This window comes from Streptomyces sp. AcH 505 (assembly GCF_000818175.1).
GTDB lineage: Bacteria > Actinomycetota > Actinomycetes > Streptomycetales > Streptomycetaceae > Streptomyces.
This window is the reverse complement of sequence record NZ_JTIY01000002.1, coordinates 493229-495422: the sequence shown is the minus strand read 5'-3', so window position 1 is coordinate 495422 and position 2194 is coordinate 493229. Positions and strand designations below refer to the sequence as shown.

The 2194-nt window shown below is 73.4% G+C and carries 2 protein-coding genes; one reads left to right on the top strand and one right to left on the bottom strand.

Features of this window, described 5'->3' with window-relative positions; genetic code table 11:
* Nucleotides 1-1558, top strand: a 1558-nt coding sequence (locus HY68_RS45780; protein WP_042000459.1) for an FtsK/SpoIIIE domain-containing protein, incomplete at its 5' end; no start/stop codon positions are given.
* A 78-nt stretch (nucleotides 1559-1636) separates the two neighbouring features.
* Here the strand turns inward: HY68_RS45780 and HY68_RS32360 are convergent.
* The coding region (locus HY68_RS32360) for an SDR family NAD(P)-dependent oxidoreductase (protein ID WP_041998538.1) at nucleotides 1637-2194 on the bottom strand (558 nt) is incomplete at its 5' end.

Genomic DNA, 2194 nt, shown 5'->3' with positions numbered 1-2194 from the left:
GCTCGCGCCCAAGCCGTTCGCCGACCGGGAGGCCGCGCTGCCCGCCGTCGAGTACGGCCTGGTCGACCTGCCGGCGCGGCAGAGCCGCAGCGCGCTGGTCTTCGACCTGGACCGCGCGGGCCATCTGCATCTCATCGGCTCGCCGCGCAGCGGGCGTTCGCAGTCCCTGCGTACGCTGGCGGCGGCACTGGCGCAGGCGCACGGCGCCGACGATCTGCATCTGTACGGCATCGACTGCGGCAACGGCGCGCTGAACGCGCTCACCGCGCTGCCGCACTGCGGCGCCGTCGTCGACCGTAACCAGACGGAGCGGCTCGGCCGGCTGCTGGACCGGCTGACCGCCGAACTGACGAACCGTCAGGGCGTGCTGGGTGCCCGGGGCACCGCCGACCTCGCCGAACTGCGCCGGATGGCGGCCCCCGAGGAGCGACTGCCGCACATCGTGGTGCTGGTCGACCGGTTCGAGGTCTTCGAGCGGGAGTACAGCTCCTTCGACAACGGCAGCTATCTGGAGCGGATGATCCGGCTGCTGCGCGACGGCGCGGGGGTCGGTATCCATCTGGTGCTCGCCGGCGACAAGGTCCTGGGCAACAGCCGCTTCGGCGGGACCACCGAGGACAAGATCGTCCTGCGGATGAACGACCGCGCCGACTACTCGTCGGTCGGCGTCCCCACCAAGGCGGCGCCGGCCGATCCGGCGCCGGGGCGCGGCCTGCGCACCCAGGACATGAGCGAGGCCCAGATCGCGGTGCTGGGCAGTGATCTGTCCGGTACGGCGCAGGCCCAGGTCCTCGTCGGCCTCGGCGCGGAACTGACCACGCGCGAGGCGGACGTGCCGGCCGCGCGCCGCGCGCCGCGCCTGGATCTGCTGCCCGACCGGATCTCCTACCCGGAGGCGGCGGCGCTGCGGACAGGACCCGGTGCGATGCGTCCGCTCGTCGCCGTCGGCGGCGACACCCTCACGGCGCTGGGTCCCGACCTCGCCGACGTGCCGACGTTCGCCGTCGCGGGACCGCCGCGCACCGGCCGCAGCACGGCGCTGCTCACGGTCGCCCTCTCGCTGCTGGACTCCGGCACCGGAGTCATCGTGCTGGCGCCGCGCAGGTCGCCCCTGCGCGAGCTGGCCGGACGGCCGGGGGTGGCGGCCGTCATCACCGACGTGGAAGTGCCGGTCGACACCTTCCGCGCGGTGCTGAGCAACATCCCCGAGGAGAACGCGGTGATCGTCATCGACGACGCCGAGCTGTTCATGGGCGCGGAGATCGATCCCGATCTGGCGCTGCTGGCCCGTGGCGGCGCCGGCAACGGATGGGGGGTCGTGGTCGCGGGCAACGCCGAGTCGATGTCGCTCAGCCTGGCCGGCTGGATGGGCCAGGTGAAGCGGAACCGTACGGGCATGCTGCTCTCCCCGCAGAGCCTCGGCGACGGCGAGGTCATCGGGGTGAAGCTGTCCCGGGGTCTGGTCGGGCAGGCCCCGAGGCCCGGCAGGGGGCTGCTGCACCTCGGCGACGGGACGCTGGTCTCCGTACAGGTACCGGCGTCCGACCTGACCGGCTGACGGCCGGTACGTCCGCCGGAGGGCGGCCGGGGCCCCGCGGTCCTGGCCGCCCTCCGGCGTACCGGCTCCCCGCCGCCGCTACCAGCGGATCTCGCCGGCACGGTCGACGAAGCGGCCCGAGCCGGATCCCGGTTTCTCCGTCGCCAGCCCGACGATCGCGTCCGTCCCCTCCGTGACGCTCTGCGGGCCGCTGTGGCCGTTGAGGTCGGTCGCCGTGTAGCCGGGGTCGGCTGCGTTGATCCGGATGTCCGGCAGCGCCTTGGCGTACTGGGTGGTCAGCATCGTGAGCGCCGCCTTCGACGCGGTGTAGAGCGGTGCGACGACGGACGACTCGACCCGCTCCGGGTCGTGGGTGAAGGCGAGAAAACCGACACCGCTGCTGACGTTGACCACGGCCGGATCGGCCGACCTGCGCAGCAGCGGCAGGAAGGCGGTGGTCGTACGGACCACCCCCGCGACGTTCACGTCGAGGACGGCGAGGGCGTCGGCGCCGGTCAGCGCGTCGACGCCACCGAAGGGCCCGTGGACGCCTGCGTTGTTGACCAGCACGTCGACCGCGCCTTCGTGTGCGGCGACGTCCGCCGCTGCGGCCGCGACGGACGCGTCGTCCGTCACGTCGATGGGTACGAACCGCGC